The organism is Mixta mediterraneensis, from assembly GCF_030283135.1.
GTDB lineage: Bacteria > Pseudomonadota > Gammaproteobacteria > Enterobacterales > Enterobacteriaceae > Pantoea > Pantoea mediterraneensis.
In genome coordinates this window covers 1-22558 of sequence record NZ_JASUAZ010000002.1, presented here as the reverse complement: position 1 = coordinate 22558, position 22558 = coordinate 1, and the positions used below count along the sequence as shown (strand labels likewise).

The 22558-nt window shown below is 52.3% G+C and carries 34 protein-coding genes and 1 pseudogene; 10 read left to right on the top strand and 25 right to left on the bottom strand.

The annotated features are described in order from the left end of the window. Positions 1-77: 77 nt before the first annotated feature. The 20 genes from QRY16_RS01855 to QRY16_RS01765 form a co-directional block, all read right to left on the bottom strand. On the bottom strand, positions 78-440 hold the full coding sequence (locus QRY16_RS01855; protein ID WP_193405396.1) for an HNH endonuclease: 363 nt from the start codon (positions 438-440) through the stop codon (positions 78-80). A gap of 1 nt (position 441) precedes the next feature. Next, positions 442-1062, bottom strand: a complete 621-nt coding sequence (locus QRY16_RS01850) for a methyltransferase domain-containing protein (RefSeq protein ID WP_193405397.1) — start codon at positions 1060-1062, stop codon at positions 442-444. Then, complete coding sequence (locus QRY16_RS01845) at positions 1043-1912, bottom strand: glycosyltransferase family protein (RefSeq protein WP_289775448.1); 870 nt, start codon at positions 1910-1912, stop codon at positions 1043-1045. The genes QRY16_RS01850 and QRY16_RS01845 overlap by 20 nt, the downstream gene beginning before the upstream one ends. A gap of 7 nt (positions 1913-1919) precedes the next feature. Then, positions 1920-2459, bottom strand: coding sequence for a hypothetical protein (locus QRY16_RS01840; RefSeq protein ID WP_193405400.1), 540 nt, complete (start codon positions 2457-2459; stop codon positions 1920-1922). Between the two features lie 41 nt (positions 2460-2500). Beyond that, positions 2501-2698, bottom strand: a complete 198-nt coding sequence (locus QRY16_RS01835) for a hypothetical protein (protein WP_202987439.1) — start codon at positions 2696-2698, stop codon at positions 2501-2503. After that, entirely contained in the window at positions 2670-3224 is a 555-nt protein-coding gene (locus tag QRY16_RS01830; protein WP_289775447.1) for a DUF2514 domain-containing protein, read from the bottom strand. Before QRY16_RS01830 ends, QRY16_RS01835 begins: the two co-directional genes overlap by 29 nt. A gap of 3 nt (positions 3225-3227) precedes the next feature. Then, positions 3228-3635, bottom strand: a complete 408-nt coding sequence (locus QRY16_RS01825; RefSeq protein WP_193405402.1) for a structural protein — start codon at positions 3633-3635, stop codon at positions 3228-3230. Then, positions 3632-3964, bottom strand: a complete 333-nt coding sequence (locus QRY16_RS01820) for a phage holin family protein (RefSeq protein WP_138211584.1) — start codon at positions 3962-3964, stop codon at positions 3632-3634. The genes QRY16_RS01825 and QRY16_RS01820 overlap by 4 nt, the downstream gene beginning before the upstream one ends. A 177-nt stretch (positions 3965-4141) precedes the next feature. After that, positions 4142-5194 carry a DNA-methyltransferase gene (locus QRY16_RS01815; protein ID WP_289775446.1) on the bottom strand — a complete coding sequence of 351 codons (1053 nt, stop codon included), beginning with the start codon at positions 5192-5194 and terminating at the stop codon, positions 4142-4144. Positions 5195-5341: 147 nt separating this feature from the next. Further along, entirely contained in the window at positions 5342-5536 is a 195-nt protein-coding gene (locus QRY16_RS22075) for a TrmB family transcriptional regulator (protein ID WP_309249237.1), read from the bottom strand. 182 nt (positions 5537-5718) lie between these two features. Continuing rightward, entirely contained in the window at positions 5719-6534 is an 816-nt protein-coding gene (locus QRY16_RS01810) for an antitermination protein (RefSeq protein ID WP_289775445.1), read from the bottom strand. An 18-nt stretch (positions 6535-6552) separates the two neighbouring features. Further along, positions 6553-7620, bottom strand: a complete 1068-nt coding sequence (locus QRY16_RS01805; protein WP_289775444.1) for a DUF968 domain-containing protein — start codon at positions 7618-7620, stop codon at positions 6553-6555. Next, positions 7617-9344, bottom strand: a complete 1728-nt coding sequence (locus tag QRY16_RS01800) for a DNA cytosine methyltransferase (RefSeq protein ID WP_289775443.1) — start codon at positions 9342-9344, stop codon at positions 7617-7619. The genes QRY16_RS01805 and QRY16_RS01800 overlap by 4 nt, the downstream gene beginning before the upstream one ends. Next, complete coding sequence (locus QRY16_RS01795) at positions 9337-10224, bottom strand: phage N-6-adenine-methyltransferase (protein ID WP_289775442.1); 888 nt, start codon at positions 10222-10224, stop codon at positions 9337-9339. The genes QRY16_RS01800 and QRY16_RS01795 overlap by 8 nt, the downstream gene beginning before the upstream one ends. A 1-nt stretch (position 10225) precedes the next feature. Then, positions 10226-10948 carry a replication protein P gene (locus QRY16_RS01790; protein WP_289775441.1) on the bottom strand — a complete coding sequence of 241 codons (723 nt, stop codon included), beginning with the start codon at positions 10946-10948 and terminating at the stop codon, positions 10226-10228. Then, entirely contained in the window at positions 10945-11934 is a 990-nt protein-coding gene (locus tag QRY16_RS01785) for a helix-turn-helix domain-containing protein (protein ID WP_289775440.1), read from the bottom strand. The genes QRY16_RS01790 and QRY16_RS01785 overlap by 4 nt, the downstream gene beginning before the upstream one ends. Continuing rightward, positions 11931-12047, bottom strand: coding sequence for a DUF4222 domain-containing protein (locus QRY16_RS01780; protein WP_419776102.1), 117 nt, complete (start codon positions 12045-12047; stop codon positions 11931-11933). The genes QRY16_RS01785 and QRY16_RS01780 overlap by 4 nt, the downstream gene beginning before the upstream one ends. Before the next feature lie 64 nt (positions 12048-12111). Continuing rightward, on the bottom strand, positions 12112-12816 hold the full coding sequence (locus QRY16_RS01775) for a phage antirepressor KilAC domain-containing protein (protein WP_289775439.1): 705 nt from the start codon (positions 12814-12816) through the stop codon (positions 12112-12114). A gap of 160 nt (positions 12817-12976) precedes the next feature. Beyond that, positions 12977-13534, bottom strand: coding sequence for a YmfL family putative regulatory protein (locus QRY16_RS01770; protein WP_289775438.1), 558 nt, complete (start codon positions 13532-13534; stop codon positions 12977-12979). A 43-nt stretch (positions 13535-13577) separates the two neighbouring features. Beyond that, on the bottom strand, positions 13578-13778 hold the full coding sequence (locus tag QRY16_RS01765; RefSeq protein WP_289775437.1) for a helix-turn-helix domain-containing protein: 201 nt from the start codon (positions 13776-13778) through the stop codon (positions 13578-13580). Positions 13779-13866: 88 nt separating this feature from the next. On the opposite strand from QRY16_RS01765, the gene QRY16_RS01760 reads away from it, so the two are divergent. The 10 genes from QRY16_RS01760 (at position 13867) to QRY16_RS01715 (ending at position 19991) form a co-directional block, all read left to right on the top strand. After that, positions 13867-14541 carry a LexA family protein gene (locus QRY16_RS01760; protein WP_289775603.1) on the top strand — a complete coding sequence of 225 codons (675 nt, stop codon included), beginning with the start codon at positions 13867-13869 and terminating at the stop codon, positions 14539-14541. A 314-nt stretch (positions 14542-14855) separates the two neighbouring features. Continuing rightward, on the top strand, positions 14856-15227 hold the full coding sequence (locus tag QRY16_RS01755; protein ID WP_024132791.1) for a YfdP family phage-associated protein: 372 nt from the start codon (positions 14856-14858) through the stop codon (positions 15225-15227). A gap of 57 nt (positions 15228-15284) precedes the next feature. Then, positions 15285-16115: a YfdQ family protein gene (locus tag QRY16_RS01750; RefSeq protein WP_289775436.1), complete on the top strand. Its 831-nt coding sequence runs from the start codon at positions 15285-15287 to the stop codon at positions 16113-16115. A gap of 138 nt (positions 16116-16253) precedes the next feature. After that, on the top strand, positions 16254-16796 hold the full coding sequence (locus QRY16_RS01745; protein ID WP_289775435.1) for an HD family hydrolase: 543 nt from the start codon (positions 16254-16256) through the stop codon (positions 16794-16796). Continuing rightward, the gene (locus tag QRY16_RS01740) at positions 16781-16981 is read left to right on the top strand and encodes a hypothetical protein (protein ID WP_289775434.1); all 201 of its coding nucleotides are present in this window, start codon (positions 16781-16783) and stop codon (positions 16979-16981) included. The genes QRY16_RS01745 and QRY16_RS01740 overlap by 16 nt, the downstream gene beginning before the upstream one ends. Further along, positions 16978-17304, top strand: a complete 327-nt coding sequence (locus QRY16_RS01735) for a hypothetical protein (protein WP_289775433.1) — start codon at positions 16978-16980, stop codon at positions 17302-17304. Before QRY16_RS01740 ends, QRY16_RS01735 begins: the two co-directional genes overlap by 4 nt. Then, positions 17304-18035 (top strand): hypothetical protein, encoded by a 732-nt coding sequence (locus QRY16_RS01730; protein ID WP_289775432.1) that lies wholly within the window; start codon positions 17304-17306, stop codon positions 18033-18035. The genes QRY16_RS01735 and QRY16_RS01730 overlap by 1 nt, the downstream gene beginning before the upstream one ends. Before the next feature lies 1 nt (position 18036). Continuing rightward, positions 18037-18603, top strand: coding sequence for a 3'-5' exonuclease (locus tag QRY16_RS01725; RefSeq protein WP_289775431.1), 567 nt, complete (start codon positions 18037-18039; stop codon positions 18601-18603). 42 nt (positions 18604-18645) lie between these two features. After that, positions 18646-18852, top strand: coding sequence for an excisionase (locus QRY16_RS01720; RefSeq protein WP_289775430.1), 207 nt, complete (start codon positions 18646-18648; stop codon positions 18850-18852). Further along, the gene (locus tag QRY16_RS01715) at positions 18813-19991 is read left to right on the top strand and encodes a site-specific integrase (RefSeq protein ID WP_289775429.1); all 1179 of its coding nucleotides are present in this window, start codon (positions 18813-18815) and stop codon (positions 19989-19991) included. Before QRY16_RS01720 ends, QRY16_RS01715 begins: the two co-directional genes overlap by 40 nt. 306 nt (positions 19992-20297) lie before the next feature. Here the strand turns inward: QRY16_RS01715 and QRY16_RS01710 are convergent, their stop codons facing one another. The 5 genes and pseudogenes from QRY16_RS01710 to QRY16_RS01695 form a co-directional block, all read right to left on the bottom strand. Further along, positions 20298-20483, bottom strand: a complete 186-nt coding sequence (locus tag QRY16_RS01710) for a hypothetical protein (protein WP_289775428.1) — start codon at positions 20481-20483, stop codon at positions 20298-20300. A gap of 187 nt (positions 20484-20670) precedes the next feature. Then, positions 20671-21090 (bottom strand): hypothetical protein, encoded by a 420-nt coding sequence (locus tag QRY16_RS01705; protein WP_289775427.1) that lies wholly within the window; start codon positions 21088-21090, stop codon positions 20671-20673. Between the two features lie 34 nt (positions 21091-21124). After that, positions 21125-21736 (bottom strand): annotated as a pseudogene (locus QRY16_RS01700) (transposase); the annotation flags it as partial. Between the two features lie 21 nt (positions 21737-21757). Continuing rightward, the gene (locus tag QRY16_RS22170; RefSeq protein ID WP_419776101.1) at positions 21758-22231 is read right to left on the bottom strand and encodes a DUF8616 domain-containing protein; all 474 of its coding nucleotides are present in this window, start codon (positions 22229-22231) and stop codon (positions 21758-21760) included. 83 nt (positions 22232-22314) lie between these two features. Further along, a partial coding sequence (locus QRY16_RS01695; RefSeq protein WP_289775426.1) for an integrase core domain-containing protein occupies positions 22315-22558 on the bottom strand: 244 nt, incomplete at its 5' end.

Below are 22558 nucleotides of genomic sequence, written 5' to 3'. Positions count from 1 at the left end.
GGAAAAAAGTTTCTTATTTTGGGCGCGTAAAAATATGACGAGGCGGGCAGTCCGGGAAGGCAAAGGCGGGAGAGATTTTACCCCGCCCCCCTGCCCCGACCTTCGCGGGCTGTTTTGGTACGGTGACAGGCAGTGCACAGACTCTGCAGGTTGCCATCGTCGTCCGTACCGCCCTGAGATTTAGGAATGATGTGGTCAACATGCTTTGCCACAACAGCCACCCCCTGCCTGCGGTGCTCACAGCACAGCCCACCATCACGCTCAAGGATCCGCATACGACGCCGATCCCAGGCCGTGCCATAACCGCGCTGGTGGCGGGTCTGACCAGGCTTGTACTGCTGCCAGCCATCCCCCTTGTGCTCGTCACAGTAGCCGCAACGGTCCGTTGTGGTATTCCTGCATCCTCGTTTTCTACAGGCTTTTGGCGTTCTCGGCGGCATGCTATTTCCTCCGGAATGCGTAACTGCTGATACCGTCGCGGCCCAGCGCGCTCTCGATCGTGTTGTGCTCGACACAGACAAAGCCCTGAGCCTCAAACCACTTCAGCAAACCGTCGTGCGTCCAGTACCAGATATGCTCATCTTTGCGGTAGTGACGGGATTTCAATATATGCTCGGCGTCCCTGAACACAGGCAGTGACACGAACACCCACTGGCCTGCTTTCGCTACAGCCGCCTCGGGTTCGTCGATGTGCTCCAGTGAATCCCAGAACGTTAATGCCGGAAAAGTAATATCAGCAGCGTACAGATCAGCCCAGCGCATTCGGGCCTGTAGCCATGCAACGCCTTCCGGGTTGACGTCATATCCCCACGTGTCCGGGCGGCACTCGACGAACTGGCCAGAGCCAATTCCCACATCCAGTACTTTCCCCAGATAATGGCGACCAACCAGCAGCAGGCGCGCCGTAGTCAGCTGGAGGCCCATTGAGGTTTCAGCCATCTGGCGGTATCTGGCGAAATAGTTCGCATCATATGGCCGGGCGGCGGGAACGGGATAACGCCCCATACCCAGCTCGGGCAACCACACCAGGCCGTTTTGCAGTTCATTTGAGAACGATGTCATGTAACCAGCCTTTGAATTTGTCGTTGAATCCGGAAATGTACTTGCTGCAGTCGTGATCCATGCTGGCGCACATGCAGTAATCGTCAGGCTGAGCCCACCCAACCCGTGATAAATCCATCTCAGGGTCAGTAACGATATGAGGTGCATTGTGAGCACCACAGCCGCCCTGCACGATGAAGACGGGCGTTTGATAGCAGATAGCCGCCGGCAACGCCCAGCCCACCCCGGAAATAACTACCGCCGCCTGCTCAACCAGCGCCAGCATTTCGGTTAGTGACAGCTCGCCTTGATGCAGCTGCAAATCGGCTTCCGGTTGTTCGCCAACCAGCCATTCTTCGTCTTCTTCCAGATCTGCCAGGCTGACTACGTAGAAGTGCCTGCGGAGTTCTCGCGCGGCGGCGGCCAGATATTTCGGATCAGGATTGCGTGCCGGGTTCGCCCACTCTTTACGGACGGTGGCAGGACGAATCACGGCTATCGGCTTATCCGCCTTCACTGGCGATTCACCATACGACGGCAAATCGAACACGCTGGCCGCCTTGCCAAACTGCCACGTCATGGCGTCGACAATGGAACCTTTTTTCAGCTCTTCCGGACCATAAAAGATGGTCAGGACTTCCGAAGGTCGCGCTGGCTCCCGAACGTAAGTCACGCCCGTTCTCTCTTCGTTTTTACGCTGCGTGCGCAGGCTGGTGTTGGAGCGAACAAACTGAACATCCAGATCGCAATAAAGCTCAGGCCACGGTGTACGCAGGAACGCACCGTGGAACTGGCGTACAAATGCGCGCTGATAAATAGAATCACCAAGCCCGTACATCCCACGGATGCTGACTTTTCGTCTTAATGCCATAAATATCCTACAGAGAAAGCACAGCCTCTAACGACTGGCGAGGAAAACAGGTGAGCCGCGTATAGCGGGAACAGTTGATTATCTCAGTACCACCAGCGATGGTATCGAGGCGGCTAAATTCATCATGCCAGCGCGCCACGCTGAATTTATCCGGGTTGGCCAGCAACTGGTGATTACCGTGCCAGTGGGTGCCATGACGTATTGAGCAGTCATAGCCCAGCAACAGGATCCTGCTGGAACCTAAATGAATCGCAAGTTCAATAGCGCGCTGCCCGGAGTTGTAGGAGCCTGGCAGCACCGAGGGAAAGCAGTTGATGCCAAAGCGGCGAGCGGTAAATTCATCACCGCACCACCGTTCAGCCGATGAGGTGATGGTGCTGTAATGCTCTTCCCACCAGCAGCAATCCGCCGCGTATATTGCAGAACAGTACGGCACCGCGTGCCACGAACTGTTCACAGCGATTATCGGGATATTTGCACGATGGAGAGTCAGGCAATCAGTTGATGCCAGTGATGGGCCGCTGGCCGCACATGCGATTGTAACCATGTACGAGTCCTGAATAGCGTGGTGATGCCTGCTGGAATGTCTTACCCTAACTTAGCGCGGACTAATGCATCCTTCGCCTCAAGCAGTTTCCTCAAGCCAACCGCCTTCTCCGGGCCATTCGGCAGCATTGCATCCATCAGCTTAGCCAGATCACCGATAGGTTTACTAACTTCCTGCAAATGCGGAGGTAAGTGCTCATACTCAAAATACTTAATGATCGGCGTGATGATAGTTGCCATCGATAACCCCTGATTGATTGTTGGATGTTCTTACCGAGTCATAAATGCGTTCACACGTCATTCCGGCACGGTAGCGTTCGTCAGCGATTTCAGCATAACGTTGAGCTTCTGCTGCAATATCTCCGAGCACGTCGGCGAGCATTCCGGCGTTGGCGCTGGCTGTTTTGCTTCGGACGGCAGCGGCAAGATCTGCGGTGTACTTTGCGGCGTCCAGGTGGGTGGCAAGTTTTTTGGCTTGTTGCTGCAACTGGCTAATAGTGGCAGACAGACCAGCAGCAGTGGCAGCAGCTTTTGCGGCTTGCGTTTGTGCATCTTTCACGGCCTCATCACGGGCAATAATGCGCCCTTGTTCAATCATACGGGCGGCGGTCTGCGCGCTCGCGGCCTGTGAAGACTCTTCGGCGTCACGATCGGCCCATTTTATTCGCCACGCTCGATCGCGCCAGCTATCACCTGTAACAAACGCAATGACCACCAGCAGTATGATCGTCAACGGCTTCCAGAATGTCTTCAGCAGAGAGAACATCTGTCACCCCGCCAGATCGATGGCCTTAACAAAAACATCAAAGCTGTACGGCTGGTCCCCGTTTTCATGCTGAATGATGGCCTGCAACAGTTTCATCATGAATCGGCTGTCGCTGGTATCAATACGCTGGTCAGGATCAACGCCCGTCGCTTTCGCTACGCTGTTGATATAGGCCTGTGTGTCGTTCTCATTGGTCGGTGCCCAGCGGTTTATGATACCGCTGATGGTGCTGAGCCCATGTTTACGCTGGTAGTTGCGCAAGATGATAATCATCGCTCTGATGCCATACTCCGCCGATTTGAACTGACAGAATGATTTATCAGTGCGCTGAGTTTCTGGCACCAGCCCCTTCCACTCGTCACCCCAGCGGATATTGCCGGGGTTATTATTGCGGATCCCGCGTGCTGTCATTTATTGCTCTCCGTTGTGTTGATGCCGGCTCTCCTGGAAACAACAGCCAGTGCCATATCGCGTAGGCGATCAGCACCAACGAAGCCCACCAGCGCACCCACAAACGCGCCGGAATTAGCAGGGAGGCCGAAGTATTCAAGTAATGCTGAAATGGCCAGGGCGAAAATACCGCAGATCAGCGCTCCCGTTGCGGTGTACAGCTTCGGCTTTCCCGCCCTGATGTCGATCAGCGCTGAAATGCCCAGGGCGCACAGACCTGCGTATACCGAAGGGAGGTACATCGCGATCCATTTCATAGTTTGCTCAAAAATCCCGTTTGCATGGTTCATGAATCCACCTCCGAAGTGATGTTCGAGGTGCTGTGTTGGGGGAAATTCAGGCTTCAGGGTTGCGGCGCTACATGGCTATATCGAGGATGAAACCCTGAGCCTGAAAGAGATGACCACCACAGCATGACAAACGTGGTGAGCCGATTGATGACGCTTTCGGCTCATTGAGTGAGCCGTTTATTTTTCTGGTAACGCACTGATTTCTTCAACGGTCTGGTTAAACCGCTCTGTTTCCAGCTCGACGCCAATGGCCTTACGGCCTAAATCGATCGCCGCTTTTAACGTGGAACCGGAGCCCATGAAAAAATCAGCTACCACATCCCCAGGCCTGCTGCTCGCGCTGATGATTTGCTTCAGCATGTCAGCAGGCTTTTCGCAGGGATGCTTGCCGGGATAGAACTGGACGGGTTTATGCGTCCATACGTCGGTGTATGGCACGGCCACCGACACGGCAAAATACCGCCGAAGGGATTTGTACTCCTCCAGCAGTTCGGAATATTTACGGTTCAGTGACTGGTATGTTGCCACCAGCTGGTGATGTGGCTGCGCCAGTTCGGCACGCTGATGTTTCTCGATAGCGAGCCGGGTGAAAAGCTCCTGCAATTTGAGGTAATCAGCTTCACCCGGCAGCTGCCACTGGCTGGAACCAAACCAGTGCGAGACCATGTTCTTCTTGCCGGTGGCCTCAGTGATTTGTTTCGAGGTGACGCCGAGCGCTTCCCGCGCATCCTGAAAATAGGCAATGAGCGGTGTCAGCACATGCTGTTTGAGTTCACCACATTTTGCCGCATAGCCATCGTCTTTGGGCTTGCATGGCCCCTGATAGTGCTCAGCAAACAGAACACGCTCAGTGGCAGGGAAATACGCGCGCAGGCTTTCTTTATTGCAGCCGTTCCAGCGACCGCTCGGTTTAGCCCAGATGATGTGGTTCAGGATGCTGAAGCGGTCGCGCATTAAGATTTCAATATCTGCAGCCAGCCGGTGGCCGCAAAACAGGTAAAGGCTCCCGGCGGGTTTCAACACTCGCCAGAATTCAGCCAGGCAGCGATCGAGCCAGCGAAGATAGTCTTCATCCCCTTTCCACTGGTTATCCCATCCGTTTGGCTTCACCTTGAAGTAAGGCGGATCGGTAACAATCAGGTCGATGGAGTTATCAGGAAGGGTGGCGATGTAATGCAGGCAGTCAGCGTTGATTAACTCAACACTGTTTATTTTCACAGTATTTTTCATAGATCAGTAAGCGGGACTCTGATAGGCTCATTGTGCTTTAGCGCTAAAGCGGTGGGCCTCGGTTCGCTTGTGACCTCAAACATGAGCGAATGGCTGGTGGAGTGCTCCAACACCCACCAGCCGCCCATTCTTCACAGCAGACAGCCCTCAGTGCCGAGGGCGCATATAACATCCGAATTGGTAATCTGATAAACCCGCCATCACAAGCTGCGTCAGTATTAACTGGCAGCGCTCGCGCGTCAGATGCGTATTCTGGGCAACTTCGCCAACTGTAGCCGGTTCATCGCTTAACTCATTGAAAACAGCCTTTGCTGTTTCGGTCATATCTTGCTGATTTAGCATGCCTTTTACCTTAAAAAATAGCGTGACATACAGATAACTCTGGTTGCAGACAGCAGCAAGAAGTCTTTGCACAAGACATAAAAAAACCCCGCCGAAGCGAGGTCTGATATTGTGTTTTAACGGTGGATATACAAAGCCCATCGTTAAGTAAAAATTAACACATTTTCGGGAAAAGTAAACATCTATCTGGTCACGGCCTGCAATACAACATTCGCCTCGCTTTCTTCAATGCTGAGCATAACGGCAAGACCGTCATAGAACTTTTTGACGCTCTTCTTCCATGTATCCAACGAAATAGCATCGGTGGCGGCACAAACGGCCCGAAATGCCTCAGTAGACGGCACACGTTCGTAACCTCGCCCGCCACATCGCTGGCAATCATCGAGAACCGGTACACCTTGAGCTTCCGATTTCTCTTTATTGATCGCCTTGCCGCGCCCTCTGCAGTCGTTGCAAGCCGCCGATACAACCCCCTTCCCCTTACAGTGTTTACAGAGTACATGGACTGTCTCCTTTACTTGCCGCTTAACTTCGAAGTCACTTGGCGACTGACGGAGATCTTTAGCCCACTGCGGCAATCGCATTGTGTAGTGCGATTTCATGGAGAAAACATCAGCCTCAATAAATCCCCTCCCATGGCAACAATCGCAGGTTTTAACACTGGCAGCGCTTCGGGAATAGTCCTCGAAAGCGAAGGTCGCTAGGATCTGCATAACCTCCGGCTTCACTGCATCATCCAGCTTACGTAACGCCGCCACACTATCACAGCGGGTGAGCGCGTATTCAGCCAGCAGACATATGGCCTTTTCACGGTCGCTGACGCTGATCCCCGCTTTCCCCAGAAAAGCAGAAAAACCAAGTTCGGCCCGGCTTTGCACCATCCCCTGCGCCGCCATAACATCGGTAATTGTCAGCGCGTCGCTGCCTGTCGCTGGTGTGCTGTCGTCCAGTTTTGGTGATTTTGGGGAATAAAACTTCGGTAATGATTCTAAATTCATTGCTCGCGCTCCATACAATTACGCTTTTACGATTACGCCGATCGCCAGCGCCCGATCCAGAAAACGAAACAGCAGCTCCAGCTGCGTGCCATGTTTCTGCTCGAACGCCGCAACATCGGCATGCAATTTGTCGTGACACTCTCTGCACAGAGGGAACACGAACAGGTCGTGGGCTTTGGTAGCAGTGCCACCCATCCCATGACCGATAACATGATGCGGATCATCGGCCGGACGGCGACAACACTCGCAGGGCTGGCTTTTTACCCAGCGCGTATACTTCTCATTCTCCCAGCGGCGGCGCTTAGGCCGTAACATGAACGACTCCGGTGATTCAGGATCTGCGCTCAATGCAATAACCTTTGGCTGCTGCTCCTGCATTACCTGCTGATTTCCCTGTGGCCTGCACCTTTTTAACGATCCAGCTGTTTTTATCCTCCCCTGCAGAGCGACGGTTGGTCGGTTATCCGCGGCAATAATGTCGCTTTCTTTATATACAGACGGAAACGGTTCATAGGGCATCTGCATCACTCTGGCTGCCAGTTCTTCCGGAATGGCATCGACCACACCGACATAAATAGCCCACCAGCACAGCTCAGCGATCGACAATTCCCGCTCGCGATTAAACCGAAGGCCGACCAGCACGGTATCAATGATCCAGTCAATAACGTTACGGCGCGCTATACCAGCCAGCAGATCGGTTGACTGCTCGCGAAGTTTATTATCACAGTGCCAACAGAGCATCATCGCGCCCGGGGCGTGTCGCATGGTCACCAGCTCATGATGGTGATAATCCGAATGCGGGTACTGACATTCACCGATATTCCGCTCAAGCCAGTGATCCAGCCCGGAGAGACCACCCGCAGCACGGATCACCCTCTCATCAGTGAAAAATGGGATCAGCGCTTCATCCTCCGCCAGCGGCTGCCGGGCATCCGGTACACGGCCGGTTGACAGCCTGGCCATGTTCTCCGGTTCGGACTCCACCAGCACGCGCCCCGCGGAGAAAAGGCGCATCAACTCTTTGCCCGGTTTGAGCAGTACCACGCCAAGACGTGGCACAACTTCAGGGGTTAACAGCGCTCTCATGCAACCTCCCGCTGCTGGTTGCATAACTCGGGCAGGTTGGCTTCTACCAGCGCACGGGCAAACGGGGGCGGAACGGCGTTACCGCAGCGCGCTACCTGCTTGTCTTTTGCATAGCGCTGGCCGCGATAATCACGATCGATAATGTAACCTTCAGGAAAGCCCTGGGCCTTATACAACTCATGAGGCTGCAACATGCGCATGCCAATATCGACGATCTGGTAGTCGGCACCATCAACCGTTACCAGGCCGAAGCGATCATTGGTTGTGACGGTTCCCAGCGGTTCATCCAGCGATACGCCGCTTTTTTCATTGCCGTAGTACTTCATCAGGAAGGCGCGAACCTCTCCGATATGCAGACCGCCGGCGGTCACCGTAGGCATGGGCTGATCCACTTTCCGACCATCTTTGCAGGTACCGCGCAGATGAACCAGGTGTGAGGTCACAACAGCATGGTGATCAGTGGTCGTTACGGTATGTGCAGGTGCATCCATAGCGGCACCCGGCCCCGTATAATTACCGCCGAAGTGTTTCGCCAGAAAGGTGGTCACCAGTTGCGACTTTCCACCACCGCCAGCGGTTACTGTTCCATTCGGTTCATCAGCGCCGTGTCCGGTACTGTTACCAAACTGGCGGGCTATCATTGGCGCCACCAGGCAGGCGCGGGACTCTTTCAACACGGTGTGGGCCGGTTTATTTATCGCCCGCGGCTTCGCCTGATATTCGCTACCACCATTACCGGCGATAAACGGGTTCACAACAGCGTATCCGTGAGTTTTGGTAATAGTCTGCAGCGGACTATCAATGCCCTGCCCACGAAAGCAGTCATATGCCGTGCGATTGCTGGTGTGGTTACACTTCACAATAAACGGCGTCGGATTGTTCAGCACAAACCGCTCAATACCACGCGCAATGCGCTTCAGCGTATTTTCCGCCAGCGGCTTTGGACGTTCAAAGATACTCTGACAGGGGATTGACCAGTCGATACACTCCGCCGCAGTACGCCATGGCGCCAGCCTTCCGCTCTGAACCTCAAGCAATTTAGGATCGCCATGTGTTGGCTCTGGCCAGTGAATGTCCTCACCATCACAGCGCATGACCATAAAGAATCGCTTGCGGATCGTCGGCGCGCCGAAGTCGCAGGCTCGCAGCTCGCGGTAATCGATGCTGTAGCCCAGCCCGTTAATAAGGCGCTGCGCCTGCTCGCTACCTTCCGGTATGGACAGAAACTCGCACACCTCAGCCAGGGCGGGATGATCCGCAGGGATGCCATCAGACAGCATGCCGACAAACGCCGAGAAGGTTTCGCCCGCGCGGGATGGATCCGGGCGCATTTCGTCTGCCAGCAGCGGTCCCCACGTTTTGAACTCCTCCACATTCTCCAGCATCATGACACGCGGACGTTTCGCCAGCGCCCAGCGCACCACTACCCACGCCAGACCGCGAATCTCTTTTTTTACCGGCTTAGCACCCTTCGCCTTTGAGAAGTGACGGCAATCAGGGCTAAACCACGCGAGGCCGACTGGATTACCGCCAGTGGCCGCCAGCGGATCAACGTCAAACACGGACTCGCAATAATGCAGGGTATCCGGGTGGTTAGTCTTATGCATGGCGATCGCGTTCTCGTCGTGGTTGATGGCAATATCCACGCTGCGCCCGATCGCCAGCTCGATCCCGGTACTCGCGCCGCCGCCACCAGCAAAGTTATCAACGATAATTTCACGCATTGACGGCTCCCTGCATGCTGTTGACCAGACCACCAGCCACGGTGATTATTTCGCTGGTGGGCATACGCTCAAGCCAGAGCTGATTGATGTTCGCCTTCAGCTTGTTCTGCTGGGCCAACTCCAGAGAATCCGCGCCCTCAACCTGATTGAATACCAGACCAACCTCCAGCGGCCAGATACGCGACTCCACTTCTGGCAGATCTGCAGCAGCAGAAGTAACCCCTTCCGCCGGAGCTGGCGGTGCCACTTTTGCCGCGGCAAATTGGGCCAGCGACATGAATGCCCGCCCCTTAGCCTCCAGATCACTGCGATGAATGTAGCTGAAACGCTCGCCACGCCATGACTTATCGAATACCACTATGGCGCCAGCGAAAAATGCGCTGGTAGGCTGCTGTTTCTCGTCTGCCGGGATAAACCATGCAGGAAGGTCGAAGCCAATGCGGCCACGGATGAAAACAATATGATCAGCATCTTCAGGCCACCATGTTTCACTCGGAGCAGCTTTGATGAGGAACACATAGCGACCGCCCTTCTCACGCATGGCAGAGGCATAGCTCATGATATGACTCATGCCGGTGATCGCCTGCTTACCGTCGTATTGCGATCGGCTATAGGGCGGATTGCCGAACGCGGCGCCACCGATGGAGGCAAGCATTTCCGACCAATCCTGTGTCAGAGCGTTGTCTTCAGCGGTGTACCAGACCGGGCATTTGGCGTTACTGTCGTCGGCGAACAAATCCAGCATCAGCGGCCCAAACATCGCATTGATGCCCCAGAACAACAGTTCCGGCGTGCGCCACTGATCGCCAACCTCTTTCAGTTCGTGGCTTTTCTGATTGCGGAGAGCTTCTAAAGACTGACTATATGTATTTAAACTCACTTTAATTTTTCCCCTGCTGTCTTGCTCTGATACGTGCCAGAAATGCATCACCAGCCTGTCGAAAAGCCGCTGAACCTGTAGGATCAAGAAGGTCTGCTGCTGATGGTGGGCGGCGTTTATCCGCCAGTTGCATTACTGGTTTCGGGATCCCCCTTCCGGCTTCCAGCTCACGCTCCCACTTGCGCATATGGGATTTGATCGACCGTAACACCTCAGCTTCGGTGTAGTTGTGCTGGTGCATCAGGTGGCGAACATCCAGGACGACCCAATACATAACGTCATGGGCCCATGGAAAGGCTTCCGGGGTTGCGTATTGATGGCGCTCACGCGCATAACGCTGAAACTCATCCATAACGTCATCATCAGAAGGCAAACCAGCAGCAAGGCGGGCGCTCTCACGGCACCACCCAATGAATTTGCCGCAGGACGGCCAGAAGTCGTTACCCTGCTGGCGCGCCATGCGCATCCCGGCACGAAGCTGCTCAACGGTCGTAATGCCATTCTCGGCAAAGGCCAGAATCCACTGCCGCTTCATGGCGGCCACGTCCTCAGCCGTCCGCAATACCGTGTTCTGTGCAGCCGGGAAGATCCGCAGAAGGTTTTCAAACAGCGCATCCACCAGCTTTTCGGCTTCGGCATTGACCACTCGCTGTTGCTGGTGGCCCATCATGTGCGCCAGCATGCCAGCGTCACGGTTATTGACTGCTGAAATCAGTTTGTTCATAACGTGTTCTCCCAGGCTTCAGGGCTATTCCAGTGACCGCCGCTGACGGGGCCGGATTGCTGCGGCGCTGCTGACGCGCTGAGTTTTAACGAGAGTTCATCCCATTTTTCTCGCAGTTTTGCCGGGCTGAGGATGTTTTTGCACCAGAACTTGTCCTGGTTAGCGCGTTTGAACAGCGAGCAGATTTGTTTATGCGTCCGGCCATCCTGCGCCACCATCAAACGCACTTCGTTCGCCCATGCGGTCCAGTTTGGCTCTCTGGGACGAACCACCTCACCGTCGGCTTCTGCCGCCCGCTCGTACATCACGATAATTTTGCCCCAGATAAACTCAGCGCAGGTCAGATCTTCCCTGCTGCCCCACTGGCGTTTCTTCGCACTGAAGACAACCGCTTCGGGATGTCGGGAAGTGAAATTCTCCTCTGAAGAATCATCATCGGAATCTTCGTCCGGTGGCGTAGCACCCGGACAAGAAGATCCCTTATCTGACGGATCAGTAGTTACTGACGGATCGGGGTCAACCATTGGGGGGTTAACTGCCACGTTTTTATCAACCGTTGACCCCTCAACGGTTAAGGGGTCAATATTTGAGGGGTTAACCGTTGACCCGTCATTTTTTGAGGGGTCAATATTTGGGGGGATAGTGCGGGAAGATCGCTTCTTCGCGGTTTTATAAAATGCCCGTGCTGCCTCGGCTGCTGCCTCCAATTTTTCAACGTCAATCTGATAAAGGTTACTGAGGTTCCGACCCCCGGCCTTTCTCTCAGTCTTCACCAGCCAGCCATCACGCTCCAGCTCAGCAATCGCCGTGGATACTGTGGTTGTGCTCTTTGCCCCAATCTCGCGCTGAATAGTCTCTACCGCCGGCCAGGATAAGCCTTCGTTATTGCTGTAATCAGCCAGACGCGCCATGACAGCCACGCGAGAAAGTATCAGGCCAGCATGCGCGCACCCTTCCCATACAAGGCCATGAAGTTTGCTGCTCACTTGTCCATCCTCTTGAATCTTGCGCGGAACACAATCAGCGGCGCTACGCACTCCCATTCGTAACCCGGGCGGCGGTAGATAACACGCTGTCCGGCTGCGTCATAACCAGTCACATTCACGACGATGCCGTGATGATCCCGGTAATATCGGTTCAGGGGTTGAATATGCTCTGTCACGTTAGCCCCCCATCAATTCGGAGGCGTAGCGCTCGGCGATCCACTGGACGCCACGAGGGGTTACGCGGGTTTGCGTATAGGCATGACCGAAATCTGACGTGCCAGTTTTGACAGTGAACAGGCCATCACGCTGGCGCAGGGCATGAGGTAGCAGATTGCCGGACTGGCGGAACAAAACCTTGTCACGCAGCAGCACGTCGAGCATCGCTTTTTCCGGCATGTTGAGGATCTTCGCCGTCTCACGCAGGCTTTTAGCACCACCGGACTCTACGTAGTGGTTTACGAAAGCTACCTTTGGCGCGTCCTGTTGTACCTTATGCGCCAGCTGCGCATTTTGTTCAGCCATATCAGCAGCCAGGCGGAGAGCTTCAGGAAGCGTCTGAGGAATACTCGACTTACTCTCCAGTTCCTGCCAGCGATCCACAACCGCAGCGGTAAATTCAGGTGACAGGCGGGCAACTAATACCAGCGAATCACGCTTATTGAACCGATACTCCTGATACACGTTGCCGTTATGCTCAAAATCGAACTGCGCCAACGGCGCGGTTAAAAGGCCAGCAGCATTAAGACGCTCAGCAGAGCGTTTCACATCACCATGTTTACTGTGAACCAGCGCTGATATTTCACGGCTGCTCATCGTTACACAGCCACCAATCAGCGAGGGAACCGTGGACGTAACATTTATCCCATTTATTTGCTGAACCATTGGGAAGCCCTCCGGTTGAATACCCCCACAATTCGAGCCGCGCGACTGTGGTTACATGAAACCCAGCGACCCGATACCATGCGCTCATACCGAAACGAAGGAGTGCCCGGTACCGGGATCATCCTGAGTTGCGGCAAATGACAATTTGCGGTTAAATTGCTCATGCGGATTTCTCCATACACATAGATTTATCTGCCACGGCGCCCGGAGCTGCACACTCGCGGGCGTCACTCTTTTCTGAAGCACAGAAAACGCGGTATAGCAGCGTGATATGCTCCTGAAATTTGGCGATCACCTGATAGCTGTTCTCTTCAATCTGCGCACGCTCTTCAGCGTCAATCACACCGTCCGCTGTCGCTTTTCGCACAAAATTAGAGTGTTTCCCGATCCACTCGATGGACTCCATCAGGCGCTGGTTGATATCGCCGTTATCAACGTCTTCAATGTCCGCAATCGGAACAAATACACCGTTGGAATGGCGCGCAATGGCGTTAGCAATGTGGTTTGAGCCACCAGCACGCTGCAGCACCATCGCCCAGCCCAGCGGGAAAATCTGATCACCATCGGCACGCAGACGGTTAAAGAGCGAATTCTCCGTAACATCAAGCCATTCAGCCGCCTCGGCGTATCCGCCAGGCAGTTCAGCGATCGTTTTTTTAATTGCTGCCACCAGCCATACAGGCTGTTTATCAATCTTCCATTCAGGTTCGTTACCCACGGCTGCCCCCTAAAATCTGTGGTAAAAAAAATCTGAGCTTCTGCTATTGTTTTGGATAAATGTCAGGGCGAAGATCTGATTTGGAAATCACCCCCGAGGTCGTTTCTTCCAGCTTTTTAGCTAACGAAAAACCCGCTTTTTTGTAGCCGTTGAAAACAAGCCTCAGATAACCAGTGGTAGAGCCAACGCTTCCAGCCAAACTACATTGCTGCTCTTTTGTTAAAGAGTCCCAACACTCTTTCATGATATGTACCTCCTGTGTACATATTACACCAATTAAATGAACCATCAAGGTACTTGTACCATTGAGGTACAAACTGTCTAATTGTGGAATGAAAACTATCCAAGAAATCAGGCGGATAAACGCCAGAAAATTGAGAGATGGTGTTGGTGGGAATTCGTTCTTTGCCAACATGATTGATCGCGAGCCAACCCAGACCAGCAGGTTCATGGGTGACGGTGCAACCAAAAACATTGGTGATGCCATGGCTCGGCATATCGAGAAGTGCTTCGACTTGCCACAAGGATGGCTAGATCAGGAACATCAAACGACCAATGTTGCAAAAAATCCCGATGTTTCCGACACTAATAGAAATATTACTATGGTTCCGGTTATATCCTGGGTGCAGGCAGGAGCATGGACCGAAGTTGGCTATGCTGAGGTAGATTTGAACAACACAGAGACATATCCTTGCCCTGTCCCATGTGGCTCAATGACTTATATTCTACGAGTCATCGGGGATTCAATGATCAATGAATATCGACCAGGAGACATGGTCTTTGTCGACCCTGAGGTTCCGGCAGTACATGGGGATGATGTAATAGCGATCATGCATGATACTGGTGAAACAACCTTTAAAAGACTAATCGAAGATAGTGGACAAAGGTTCCTAAAGGCCCTGAACCCAAACTGGCCAGAACCCTATATAAAAATTAACGGTAATTGTTCCATCATTGGTACAGTAATATTCTCCGGAAAACCAAGAAGATATAAAAACAAAGTTTAATCAAATCCAACCAACCTGCTTCGGCAGGTTTTTTTATACTTGACAATGTACCCTTGAGGTACATAATGTACCTATAAGCAACACAAATATTACTGTGTGTAGTCTTGGCGGTACCAGTTCCATCCCTTGAAGTCCCTGGTGCCGCCCTTTTTACTCAAGAGACAAGAGCATCACCGGGCGACGGGCTCATAACCCAATCCACCCGGGCGTTAAGGAAATGGTCTTCTCACCCATGACCAGCGCGCAGGTGCTCTTCTCTGTTGTGTATGGAGAAACTTACGGCGGCGGCAGCCGCTTAACCGAGAGGAAATGCTATGAGCAATGATCGCATGACCGTAGTGCCTGATTTTCTGGGCGAGCTGGACGCCGGCGTGTTCATGAACAAAATCGCCGCCGCGCTTAATACCACCGCGCTGGGCGTTCTGAATAATGGCACCAAAGGCAAAGTGGTCCTCACCTTTGATTTTGAGCGTATGGGGAATTCCGTTGAAGAGAAGCGCGTCAAGATCAAGCACAAGCTGAACTACAGCACTCCGACGCCACGCGGTAAAGCCTCCGAAGAGGACACCACTGAAACGCCAATGTGGGTTAACAAAGGCGGCAAGCTCACCATCCTGCAGGAGGATCAGGGGCAATTGTTCAGTATCAACGGCGCCACAGACGGAAAGCTTAAAGCGGCTCAGTGAACCGCTGACAACTAATTCACTGCCACCAATTTGATCATTAGTTAATAAGGATTTTATATGTCCCAGCAATTAGACAGCAGCGCAATTCAGCAGGTTAAAGATCTGGTCCTCTCCGGCCACCACCTCGAAGACCTTAAAGGTCTTGCCTGTCCGACTGCGTTACTTCCTGCGAATACCAGCGTTGAAAGCCTGGAGCGTTACAGTCTCGAGCGCTTCCGTTTCCGTGGGGCCATGACCACAACCAGCATTGATGATTTTGCCCGTTATTCTAAAGGCTACGCCAGCACCGAGGAACCTGCTCGCTGCTTTATTGATGCGGACAATATGACTGCGCGCTCCGTGTTCAATATCGGTACGCTGGATAATCCGGGCCATGCTGATAACGTTGCTGCAATCACCCTGAAGCAGACTGCTCCTTTCCGCGCGCTACTGGCAATTAACGGCGACCGCCTGAAGCAAAAGCAAATCGCTGAATGGCTGGAAGACTGGAGTGATTACCTGCTGGCCTTTGATGCTGACGGAAATACCATGCAAATTTCACAGGCTGCTCAGGCTGTTCGACGCATTACTATCCAGCAGGCCACCCAGCAGGATCATGAAGACGGTGATTTCAGCGGGAAAAAATCGCTGATGCAGAGTGTTGAGGCCAGCAGCAAAGATGTTATGCCGGTAGCGTTTGAGTTCAAATGCGTGCCGTATGAAGGACTCGGTGAGCGTGCATTCAGCCTTCGAAATAGTCTGCTCACTGGTGACGAACCTCGTTTTGTTCTGCGCATTGTTCAACTTGAAGCACAGGAAGAAGCAATCGCCAACGAATTCCGCGACCTGCTGATCGGCAAATTCAACGGCGAGCCAGTAGAAACCTTTATCGGTAACTTTAAAGCGTAATTGCTCAGCCTTAATTGCCCTGCCCCGCGGGGCAATTAGTGAAGCGTAATTCATTTAAATATCGCCATCTGGCGAGGGATTCGTGCAACCAAAAATCAGCCGCAGGTGCAGCTGCGAATAAATGGAGAAATAAAACCGATGAACTACATACAGACATTATCAGGCAAGAAATTCGACTATGTGAATGCCACTGTTGACGATATTGAGATCGAAGATATAGCAACCGCGCTTTCCCATATCTGCCGCTTTGCCGGCCACCTGCCGGAGTTCTACTCCGTGGCCCAACACTCAGTTCTGTGCAGCCAGCTGGTAGAGCCTGAGTTTGCCTTTGAAGCGCTGATGCACGACGCCGCAGAAGCGTATTGTCAGGATATTCCCGCACCGCTTAAAGCCCTGCTGCCGGACTACCGCCGAATTGAGGCGTTTGTCGACGAACTGATCCGCTTTAAATTCAATCTGCCGCTCACACAGTCTGCTGTAGTGAAATATGCCGATCTGACAATGCTGGCTACCGAACGCCGGGATCTGGACATTGACGACGGTACACCATGGCCCATCCTCGAAGGCATCCCCACCAGCGACATTATACAGATCATTCCTCTCCGCCCAGGTCAGGCTTACGGACTGTTCATGACTCGCTTTAACGAACTGATGGAGCTGAGCGCATGCAACAACATATGAAAGTAAAAGAACTGGTTGCCGCGGCACGCATAGCAGCGTCTGACCTTCCACCAGCAGCGGCACAGTTAATGCGTGAAGTCGCCACCAGACTGGATGTGACCTTTGTTGCCCTAAGTGAAGCTATGGATCAGCGCGTCACCCTTATGGCAGAGAACGAAATTTTACGCGGGGATAAATCACAATGAACGAACAAACTAAAGTTAAACACCTCCATTTCTACGGTGCCAGCGATGATCTGCTGGAATGCGAAGGCGCGATCCGCGAGGAGATTGGTTGCTACAACTCTCCAGGCATCTATCACCTCAAATCCGCAGAGGGTGAAATGCAGGTTGTCGGTTATTACCTCGACTCCGGGCTGTGGAGCATCGGCATCAGTCAGGTTGCCGAAGATACGCCGCTGCCAGCGTGGCCCGTCACTTACGCCATGCATGAGCGTGGTTACAGTGTCCAGCTCACCATCACTGTGCCGGACGACACCATCCTGGTCTTGCCAGAGGAAGAAGAGTGATGACCACCAGCGAACTTAACAAAGAACGCCTTCAGACAATCGCATCATGGCGCGCCAAATACAGCGCTGGGCACAACGTTGTGCTTCCTGCGGAAGAGGCTGAAATGATGGCCCGTTCGTTACTTGCTGCCATGGAGCAGGAACCATTTGGTTATTACAGTGCTGAAGTTCCAATAATTCTGGAACAACAATCTCACGCTAATATCACTCGCGAAGCCATGGGTGAGTATCAATTTCCACTCTATAGAATCCCACTGCCGGTAGTGTCGTACTACCGCGATGGAATTGAAGCTGCTGCAAAATGGGTGGACCAACAGCGTGAGGCTTACGACAACCAGCACGGACGGCATGATCCCGATACGGGCTCGTTCGAGTTCGGGAACGACGCCCAGCGTGATTACTCATCCACATTAGTAGATATAGCGGATGGCATCCGGAAATTACATCCAAACGCTGGCAAATCTCTGGTAATTGGCCTTGATCCGGCATCCGGGCCTGACAAAACGGTAGAAGTTCGCTACTTTGCGCCGCCCGGTTACGTGATAGTGCCGATCGTTCCGACCGAGGACATGATTATTAACGGCTTCGAATCAGAGCCAGATCCACATTTCAGCGATGAAAAAGAGTGGGAGGAATACGAAGCATTGAGCGGTTGCCGACAGGCGGCACGCCGGGCTGAGTTGTGCTGGGCAGCGATGATTAAAGCAGTACCAAAACAGGAGACTTTATAACGTGAACAACTTAATGATCGACCTCGAAACCATGGGCAATAAGCCTGCTGCGCCAATTGTCGCGATCGGTGCTGTGTTTTTCGACCCGAAAAGCGGTGAGCTGGGTGCTGAGTTCTATGTGGCCGTCAACCTCGCCAGCGCCATGGATCAGGGGGCTACTCCTGATGGTGACACCATTCTGTGGTGGCTGAAGCAATCAGCGGAGGCTCGCGCCGCTATTTGTACCGACGATACGAGAAGCATTACCTTTGCTCTCTCCGAGTTGAGCTCGTTTATCAGCCGTAACTCTGACAACCCGCGTTACCTGAAAGTGTGGGGAAATGGCGTCAACTTCGACAACGTTATTTTACGTTCAGCCTATGAACGCGCCAGCCAAACCTGCCCGTGGCAATTCTGGAACGACAGCGACGTGCGCACCATGGTGCTGCTCGGCAAACAGCTTGGTTTCGATCCCAAGCGCGATATGCCATTTGATGGTGTGGCCCACAACGCACTGGCCGATGCCCGCCACCAGGTGAAATATGTATCGGCAATCTGGCAGAGACTACTGCCCGCCAGCGCCGAATAATAACCCTAATAGCCCGGGTGCAGCCGGGCAATGGAGAAATTTATGCTGAGCCTCGATTGTGTTCCCATCTCAACTTATTGCAAAGAAACCGGAGAAACCTCCGATGCAATTACTAAACGTGTGCAACGTGGAGTCTGGCGCGAAGGTGTTCAGGTTTTAAAGATTGACGGTGTTAAGGAGAGATGGATAGATCTTAGTGAGGTTGCAAAATGGGCTCGACAGAATCGCCTAAACTCCCACGCGGCGTGACAATCAGGAAACATAGTAACGGGGAAACTATTAATATCACATTTACTTATAAGGGAGTTAAATGCCGGGAACCATTATCCAACCTTGAAGTAAATAATAAAAATATCAAATACGCCGAGAGAACTCTCGGCGAAATCCACAATAAAATTGAACGAGGGACTTTTAATTACGCAGAATATTTCCCTCGTTCAGCACGGTTAAAAATTTTTGGTAATGCCGCATCCGGTAAAACTATCAAAATGTACCTCGACGAATATATTGATATTTGTGAGACACGTAATTTATCGCCATCAACAATTGGCGGTTATAAAAAATGCCGTAGTGCTCTGTCGTCATTGCATATATTACCAGCCAGCGAGTTAACACCAGCGGCATTAAAGCAGTGGATCCAGAACCAGAAGACAACACTCAAAACCATCAGAAATCAGCTTTCTTTTCTGCGCTCGTCGCTGGATGAAGCTGTAACTGATGGGGTACTGCAAATCAACCCGGTTTCGCTGGTCACAGCATCACGGTATCAAAGCAATAAAAGCGATGCAGAAAGTAGTTATATTGTCGACCCGCTGTCGCCGGCTGAGGTGGGAGCGCTGTTAACATCAACAGGCAATAAACAGTGGGAGAACTTATTCAGGTTTGCGATACAGACAGGGCTACGCAGCTCCGAACTGTGCGCACTTCGCTGGAAGGACATTGATTTCGTTGAAAAGACGGCGCATGTACAGAGCGCCAGCGTGTCAGGCGTGACGAAAGGGACTAAAACGAAGGCGGGAACGCGCAAGGTAGAATTAACTGAGGAAGCGATGATCGCGCTCAATGAGCAAAAGCCATTCAGCTTCATGAAGGACGGCTGTGTCTTTGAGGATCCAAAGACAAACAAGCCATGGGCCAGCGCGGATGCCATCAGAAAAAAGGCCTGGGTGCCAACGCTACGGAAAGCCGGTATAAGGTATCGCAACCCCTATCAGACCCGACACACGTTTGCCACTCGCCTGATCAGTCGCGGAGTAAACCTTTTCTGGCTGGCGGCGCAAATGGGCCATAAAGGGCCGGAGATGCTATTCCGGCATTACGGTCGCTATCTGAAGGAGTATGACGGCAACACGGAGAGGAAGCCAAAGCTGGTCAGTGGCAGGAACTGAAAGGAGCCGTAAAGGAGCCGCAGAAATAAAAGCAACTTTTTAGCCGTTATAAATTAGTTAGTTACAAAATTTCGGACACGGGTTCAACTCCCGCCAGCTCCACCACTTTTGATAGGACCACACCCGGACAATAGCAGTGAAAACAGCTATTTAAGGACACTGACCAGACAGTACGTGGACCAAATAGAGAAAAAAGAATGCACGTGAAATGCACGCGCATTTGGATCCAAACAAAAAAACCCCAGCTCTCGGTCTGGGGCTTTTCTGTTTGTGTCCAATTGAAACAATATTTTTCAGGCCATTTTATCAAATCGTCGGCCGCCAGTTCTCACCCAGCGTCATCACTTCCACCTTCGCCGCGCCTAATACAATCACCTCTTCCAGTTGCTCATCCTCGATCAGACCGTCTTCAATCATCAGGTGCTTCGGGTACCATTTGCCAATCATCGGGCAGCCATCAATCTGGAACGCGACCATATCGCCTGGCTTCATTTTTGCGGCGCGGTCTATCTCTGCCCCGTCGCCGTCTCGATCATGAAGGTGTTGGCCCGGTTCGGAATGAAAATCTCGTTAAGGTCGAGGCGTGGCTCGATGTAATCCTGCGCTGGAGATGGGAATCCCATTGGTTAACCCTCGATAAACTGTATATACATACAGCAATGGCGATCAGTGATTTTGATCAAGAGGATCGAATGAATGAATTGAAAAACCCATGAGAAGCAAGGAGATTTAGATTGTAGAGGCGGAGGTGATTATGTGGTGGGCAATTTGCGGGGTTGCAGTGGTGTTTGTGATAGCCGCCTGGCTGATATTCAGGTCGGCGGCTGATGATGTTGATAACGATTACTGAAGCACTTCCTGGCCTCTCACGAATGTAAAAGTCGGCGTTCCGCTGACTGCTACCGTTCTTATTCGAACGTATTTCCCTGCCGGAATCCATCCCCCCCACGTTGCCTGTGCCGATGTTGGTCACGTTCAGCACGCCGCCCGTTCCGTTTGGTGACTCGTTCACTGTAAACAGATTGGTCGTCATTGCTGCGTTGTCGGCGTAGTCCAGATAGACGCGACCGGTTGATCCCGCCAGCAACAGCGATGTCACCGAAATGTCCACCGTGTAATTAACGTAGGCATCCTGCGCGGTGCTGACCTGATATGCAGTGTTCAGTAAGCGCGTTGGGTAAGTGAATGAGCGCTGCCCTTATATAGCCTGCGTTCATGTCCATCGAAAGTGTTTTGATAGACAACGACTGGCTGTCAGTGAGTGTACGAAGATAACTGGCAAGGCTTTCTATACCGCGATCATCCGTTAAGGCCAGCGCCCGTCCATCGCGATCGGAGATCACTGTTATATAGCGATGACCTTTTTTAAAGGCGACTTCATCCACATTCATATGACGGGCGGATAATGGTTTTTTTATCCTGGCAAGTCCCCGCTTAACTGCCCGGGTCATAATACCGTCAACCGCATTCCAACTGAGCTTAAGTTGTTTTCTGACGGCGTCAATAGTGCTGATTTTCAGCCATGAGAGAACGAACGATTCGAACAGCAGCGTATATCGGCTGCCAGATCCCGCCCACGGAACAGGCAGCGTCTGGCATCCATGCTCCGGACACATAATGCGGGGAACATCGGCTTCGACGAGCGTGGTGAACTGGCAGGTATCAAGGTGGCGCCATTTGCGATGACGATGATCGTGAACAGGGCAGAATTTACCGCAGGTGGGGCAGGTTAACTGGGAGGTTTCAGGCATGAAGCTGAGCCTTAATTAAGAACGATTTGAGGGAGCAAAGGTCAAAAAAGGCCGATCGCTACATATTTTTACTATATGAGTCTTTTCATCGTTGCACTCAGCATGAACCATGCCTGGAGATGCAATTATTTCTCGGTCTAATGCGTTAGCTAATTTCTGTGCAATAGAACCAGTTTCAGATTCATATCCAGCCCTACAGGCTGCCAGAATCAGAGGAGAAGAGGTGTGAAAATAATCATCCAGACGGGTTATATAATTTGAAAGTGAAACTGGAGATAATCTGTTGTTTTTAATTAATAAATTATCTCCATCCGAGTGCATAAAGATAACACTCCCCCCATTGTTCGGGATATATTCGGAATCTGATGATGACCTGGATAGTTTATCCAGATTAATTTTAGGGCACCAAATAAAATCTAACATATCACCATTTGATAAATGAGATGACCATTTTACGTTTATTTGGTTCTCAATGTTCGCATAGGACATCTTTTCCATAGGTATACAGGTATTAGTGCATGATGCGATATTGTTTGCCAGTTGCGAAACAGACTTACCACTGTTTGTAGTGGTCAACTAAAACTGGCCACCGCTTTAGAGTTTTTCCAGTATCGATTTTCCGATTCGTTTGGTGGTAGCCCACCGTTATATTCGTGCGGCCTGAGTACGCTGTAATATCCGACGATGTAGTCCCTTATTGCATGGGCAGCATCACTGAAGCTTACGTAACCTGTCACCGGTACCCACTCGTTTTTCAGACTCCTGAAGAAGCGTTCCACCGGACTGTTATCCCGGCAGTTTCCGCGTCGGCTCATA

Excerpts from the sequence above, each read along its gene's own strand:
- QRY16_RS01855 (WP_193405396.1), bottom strand. The coding sequence starts at position 440 with ATGCCGCCGAGAACGCCAAAAGCCTGTAGAAAACGAGGATGCAGGAAT.
- QRY16_RS01850 (WP_193405397.1), bottom strand. The coding sequence starts at position 1,062 with ATGACATCGTTCTCAAATGAACTGCAAAACGGCCTGGTGTGGTTGCCC.
- QRY16_RS01845 (WP_289775448.1), bottom strand. The coding sequence starts at position 1,912 with ATGGCATTAAGACGAAAAGTCAGCATCCGTGGGATGTACGGGCTTGGT.
- QRY16_RS01840 (WP_193405400.1), bottom strand. The coding sequence starts at position 2,459 with ATGGTTACAATCGCATGTGCGGCCAGCGGCCCATCACTGGCATCAACT.
- QRY16_RS01835 (WP_202987439.1), bottom strand. The coding sequence starts at position 2,698 with ATGGCAACTATCATCACGCCGATCATTAAGTATTTTGAGTATGAGCAC.
- QRY16_RS01830 (WP_289775447.1), bottom strand. The coding sequence starts at position 3,224 with ATGTTCTCTCTGCTGAAGACATTCTGGAAGCCGTTGACGATCATACTG.
- QRY16_RS01825 (WP_193405402.1), bottom strand. The coding sequence starts at position 3,635 with ATGACAGCACGCGGGATCCGCAATAATAACCCCGGCAATATCCGCTGG.
- QRY16_RS01820 (WP_138211584.1), bottom strand. The coding sequence starts at position 3,964 with ATGAACCATGCAAACGGGATTTTTGAGCAAACTATGAAATGGATCGCG.
- QRY16_RS01815 (WP_289775446.1), bottom strand. The coding sequence starts at position 5,194 with ATGAAAAATACTGTGAAAATAAACAGTGTTGAGTTAATCAACGCTGAC.
- QRY16_RS22075 (WP_309249237.1), bottom strand. The coding sequence starts at position 5,536 with ATGCTAAATCAGCAAGATATGACCGAAACAGCAAAGGCTGTTTTCAAT.
- QRY16_RS01810 (WP_289775445.1), bottom strand. The coding sequence starts at position 6,534 with ATGAATTTAGAATCATTACCGAAGTTTTATTCCCCAAAATCACCAAAA.
- QRY16_RS01805 (WP_289775444.1), bottom strand. The coding sequence starts at position 7,620 with ATGAGAGCGCTGTTAACCCCTGAAGTTGTGCCACGTCTTGGCGTGGTA.
- QRY16_RS01800 (WP_289775443.1), bottom strand. The coding sequence starts at position 9,344 with ATGCGTGAAATTATCGTTGATAACTTTGCTGGTGGCGGCGGCGCGAGT.
- QRY16_RS01790 (WP_289775441.1), bottom strand. The coding sequence starts at position 10,948 with ATGAACAAACTGATTTCAGCAGTCAATAACCGTGACGCTGGCATGCTG.
- QRY16_RS01775 (WP_289775439.1), bottom strand. The coding sequence starts at position 12,816 with ATGGTTCAGCAAATAAATGGGATAAATGTTACGTCCACGGTTCCCTCG.
- QRY16_RS01765 (WP_289775437.1), bottom strand. The coding sequence starts at position 13,778 with ATGAAAGAGTGTTGGGACTCTTTAACAAAAGAGCAGCAATGTAGTTTG.
- QRY16_RS01760 (WP_289775603.1), top strand. The coding sequence starts at position 13,867 with ATGAAAACTATCCAAGAAATCAGGCGGATAAACGCCAGAAAATTGAGA.
- QRY16_RS01755 (WP_024132791.1), top strand. The coding sequence starts at position 14,856 with ATGAGCAATGATCGCATGACCGTAGTGCCTGATTTTCTGGGCGAGCTG.
- QRY16_RS01750 (WP_289775436.1), top strand. The coding sequence starts at position 15,285 with ATGTCCCAGCAATTAGACAGCAGCGCAATTCAGCAGGTTAAAGATCTG.
- QRY16_RS01745 (WP_289775435.1), top strand. The coding sequence starts at position 16,254 with ATGAACTACATACAGACATTATCAGGCAAGAAATTCGACTATGTGAAT.
- QRY16_RS01740 (WP_289775434.1), top strand. The coding sequence starts at position 16,781 with ATGCAACAACATATGAAAGTAAAAGAACTGGTTGCCGCGGCACGCATA.
- QRY16_RS01735 (WP_289775433.1), top strand. The coding sequence starts at position 16,978 with ATGAACGAACAAACTAAAGTTAAACACCTCCATTTCTACGGTGCCAGC.
- QRY16_RS01730 (WP_289775432.1), top strand. The coding sequence starts at position 17,304 with ATGACCACCAGCGAACTTAACAAAGAACGCCTTCAGACAATCGCATCA.
- QRY16_RS01720 (WP_289775430.1), top strand. The coding sequence starts at position 18,646 with ATGCTGAGCCTCGATTGTGTTCCCATCTCAACTTATTGCAAAGAAACC.
- QRY16_RS01715 (WP_289775429.1), top strand. The coding sequence starts at position 18,813 with ATGGGCTCGACAGAATCGCCTAAACTCCCACGCGGCGTGACAATCAGG.
- QRY16_RS01710 (WP_289775428.1), bottom strand. The coding sequence starts at position 20,483 with ATGAAGCCAGGCGATATGGTCGCGTTCCAGATTGATGGCTGCCCGATG.
- QRY16_RS22170 (WP_419776101.1), bottom strand. The coding sequence starts at position 22,231 with ATGTCCTATGCGAACATTGAGAACCAAATAAACGTAAAATGGTCATCT.